We start from the raw sequence: 3,195 nt of genomic DNA, 5'->3' as shown, positions 1-3,195 counted from the left end.
GGTTCAGGATGCGCCCCAGGAACGACCCCGCGGCGTCGTGTGCCGGCACTGCGGCTGCCGGCAGCTGCCCGTCTACTACACACGCTCCCGGCCGGACGGCGTCATCATGAGGAGGAAGTGCAGGAATTCCGGGAGGCTGATAACGACGCGCGAGAGGCCGGCGTGACTGGCACCTGAGTTGAGCGCAACGCACAGCCGCTCCATTGAAGTGCAAAAAAGCTGCCAAAAAGTGTTTGACATGCAGAAACCATTATTGTATGATAACGCGCCGGTAGCGTTATTCCGGCCAAGAGGGAGGCCGCCGCTTCATGACCACCTGACGAAGGCCAAGGCGACTCGCGAGAAAGAGCTGGCCGACGGCTGGGGGCGTGCCCGGATGCCGTACGCGCTGGCGAAGAAGTATCCGAACGCAGCGGGCGAATGGCGGTGGCAATGGGTCTTCCCTCAGGAGCGGCGCCGGGTGCATGCGCCCAGCGGAGAACAGGGACGGCACCACGTTCACGAATCGATCCTCCAGAAGGCAGTGCGGGGCGCCGTATGTGCGGCCGGCCTGACCAAGCGCGCCACGAGCGACACGTTTCGACATTCCTTCGCCACGCATCTGCTCGATGACGGCTACGACATTCGTACGGTCCAGGAACTCCTCGGTGATAAGGACGTCAAGACCACGATGATTTATACGCATGTTCTGAACCGTGGCGGCAAGGGGGTCAAGAGCCCGGAGGATGCCCTTTGAGGCTTGAGAGGGGCGCGTGTTATACAGAAACCATATAACACGCGCCGGAGCGGCTGCTGAGCAGCTTAAGTCACGCACCGGCAAGAGCTTACGCTTGCTCCGCGTCATGCGTGTTATGCGGCTCAAACGCCGCCTATAGGTGTTATCGAGAAACCATGTAAGACGTAGTTGGGCCTGAGAAAGGAGGATTGAGATGACAACAATGGACTGGCTTCCCCTTTGGGACGGCACGGGTCTCGGCAAATGGTATATCGACGGCCCGGGCACGGTTGAGCTGGATGGCGACGTTCTCGTCCTGACAACGGATGGGAAGAAAGCTGAGGTGGGCGGTGAGTCGTGGGACAACTACGTCCTCAGTGCAGACGTGATGTTCGGGACGTGGGGAGAAGACGAGTTGTGTAACCTGCAACTCACGGGTCAGGGCACCTGTTACTACTGCATTCTTGAACCGGGGCTCTTGCGACTGCAGTACATTGATCCCGAGAAAGGCGGCCGAGCGGAACTGGGGCAGGCCGAGGTTGCGTTCGAAGCAGGAACTTGGATTGAGTTTCAGATGAAGGCTGAGAACAATGTCGTCACCGGTATCATCAATGGCGACGAAGTCCTCTCTCACGAGTGCCCCAGAGGGACCAAGGGCTTTGCTGGGTTTCTCGCCAATCCTGGTAAGAATGGCGAGATTCGTATCAGAAATATCCGAATCAGGTTCCTCAGTGCCACGGATGAACAACTTCGTGAGTACAAAACGGATGCACTCACAAACTGGCTCCGGTTGAAGGAAAATGAGAAAAAGGCCCAACCAGGCAATTCAGCCGACTCGTAAACTCGCGGCTGATTGCAGACGTTAGGCCGTCGAAGGATTGAGAATCATGGACACACGGAAGTTCTACGACATCACTCACCGTGAACATGTGATATGCAATCCCACGAGCGAGGGAAAACTGACGCATCTCGTGGAACTTCTGCGCCTCCCGACTAACGCGCAGGTGGTTGACATTGCGTGTGGTAAGGGCGAATTCCTGATTCGCTTGGCGGAAGCCTATGGCGCTCGTGGGATGGGCATCGACATTTCTCCTTTCTTCATCGCCGAAGCAGAGAGAAGGCTCAAGGCGCGGGCACCGAGTGCTGGCATCACCTTCACTCAGATGAATGGTGCGGATTTCAAGTCAGACGAGCCGCACAGCTTAGATCTGGCGTCATGTATCGGTGCTAGTTGGGCCTTCGGGGGGCATGCTAATACTCTCGAAGCGCTGATCAGCATGGTGAGGCCCGGCGGCTGGGTGATCGTGGGAGAGCCATACTGGCAGCAGGAACCGTCAGGGGATTACCTAGAGGCATCCGGGTGCGCGCGAGAGGACTTCGGGAGCCACTCCTCGAATGCAGAAGCCGGAGAGCGGCAAGGAACGGAGCTCGTTCACACCATCGTGAGCAGCAAGGACGACTGGGACAGGTATGAGGGCCTCCAATGGTACGCGACATCCGAGTACGTTCGCACCCATCCAGATGATCCGGACTTGGCGCAGGTGGTTAAGCGCGTGAGCAAGGCGAGGGCGGCATACCTGCGTTGGGGGCGCGACACGCTTGGTTGGGCGATCTACATGTTCAGATCGCGCTCTGCGGCCTAACAAACGGATGAACGCGAGCCGGAACAGGCCGGCTGGCTCGCTTCGCTCGGTCACGTTTACTGCCGGCCGCGTTATCCGAGACGTTATGTCCTCGGAGAACATGGAGCACAACCATGAGAGCACACCTGACGAGCAGAGCCCTTCTGGCCGTTGTTGTCTTCTGGAGTGTCGCCGTCTGGCCAACGAGAGCGGGAGATCCGGAAGTCGAGAGTCCGGTTGTGACACCGGCCAATGCCGAGACTGAGATGATCACGGCCCTTGAGCAGGTTGTGGGAGTGCGCGAGCGACAACTTGCGTCACTGGAACTGCTGGCCCAAGCCGGACGCGCCAGCGCTGACACAGTGGACGGCGCGACGGTCGATCTATGGCGCGCAAGGAACCGGCTTGCGGAGGCCCGCCGACAACCGGATGCCGTGATCGAGGGGCTCCGGAAGATACTGGCGATCAAAGAAGAAACCCACCGTCGTCTGCTACTGAGGTCGGAAGCTGGGAGGATCGGTCCTTCAGACCTGGAGGTCGCCAGGTTGCAGGCGCTGGATGCGCGAGTTGATCTCTGTAGAGCGGTCATGCAAACATCGCGGACTCCTTGAGAGCCTGAACATAACCAGCCCCTTGCAGCGGACTTCGCTATGCTCGCCGCTGAAGGGCACGTTAGATGCCGGTGTTCGATGCCGGGGTCTGCCTTCTCTTATTCCTCATTCTTCATTCTTCATTCTTCATTCCTCATTCTTCCTTCGTCTCCGCCTACCGTCCGTATTTCCCCATCAACTCTCCTTCTCCGAGGATGTGCCCGTTTATTGCTTCGAGAAGTTGGGTCTTGTGGGCGCCCTGGGGGAC

4 protein-coding genes are annotated in these 3,195 nt (G+C 58.7%); all 4 read left to right on the top strand.

Annotation, left to right across the window (positions count from 1 at the left end; all coding sequences use genetic code 11):
- Positions 1-238 precede the first annotated feature (238 nt).
- Positions 239-736 carry a tyrosine-type recombinase/integrase gene (locus VM163_05945; protein ID HUT03415.1) on the top strand — a complete coding sequence of 166 codons (498 nt, stop codon included), beginning with the start codon at positions 239-241 and terminating at the stop codon, positions 734-736.
- 193 nt (positions 737-929) lie between these two features.
- The gene (locus VM163_05940; GenBank protein HUT03414.1) at positions 930-1,556 is read left to right on the top strand and encodes a family 16 glycoside hydrolase; all 627 of its coding nucleotides are present in this window, start codon (positions 930-932) and stop codon (positions 1,554-1,556) included.
- 46 nt (positions 1,557-1,602) lie between these two features.
- Positions 1,603-2,358, top strand: a complete 756-nt coding sequence (locus VM163_05935; GenBank protein ID HUT03413.1) for a class I SAM-dependent methyltransferase — start codon at positions 1,603-1,605, stop codon at positions 2,356-2,358.
- A gap of 113 nt (positions 2,359-2,471) precedes the next feature.
- Positions 2,472-2,948, top strand: a complete 477-nt coding sequence (locus VM163_05930) for a hypothetical protein (protein HUT03412.1) — start codon at positions 2,472-2,474, stop codon at positions 2,946-2,948.
- Positions 2,949-3,195 lie beyond the last annotated feature (247 nt).

This window comes from bacterium, from assembly GCA_035527515.1.
In the GTDB taxonomy this organism is placed as follows: Bacteria; B130-G9; B130-G9; order B130-G9; family B130-G9; genus B130-G9.
The sequence above is the reverse complement of the archived record's forward strand: the minus strand, read 5'-3'. Positions and strand labels throughout refer to the sequence as shown.

Bases quoted from the DNA above. Each gene is read 5' to 3' on its own strand.
- VM163_05935 (HUT03413.1), top strand. From the start codon at position 1,603: ATGGACACACGGAAGTTCTACGACATCACTCACCGTGAACATGTGATA.
- VM163_05945 (HUT03415.1), top strand. From the start codon at position 239: ATGCAGAAACCATTATTGTATGATAACGCGCCGGTAGCGTTATTCCGG.
- VM163_05930 (HUT03412.1), top strand. From the start codon at position 2,472: ATGAGAGCACACCTGACGAGCAGAGCCCTTCTGGCCGTTGTTGTCTTC.
- VM163_05940 (HUT03414.1), top strand. From the start codon at position 930: ATGACAACAATGGACTGGCTTCCCCTTTGGGACGGCACGGGTCTCGGC.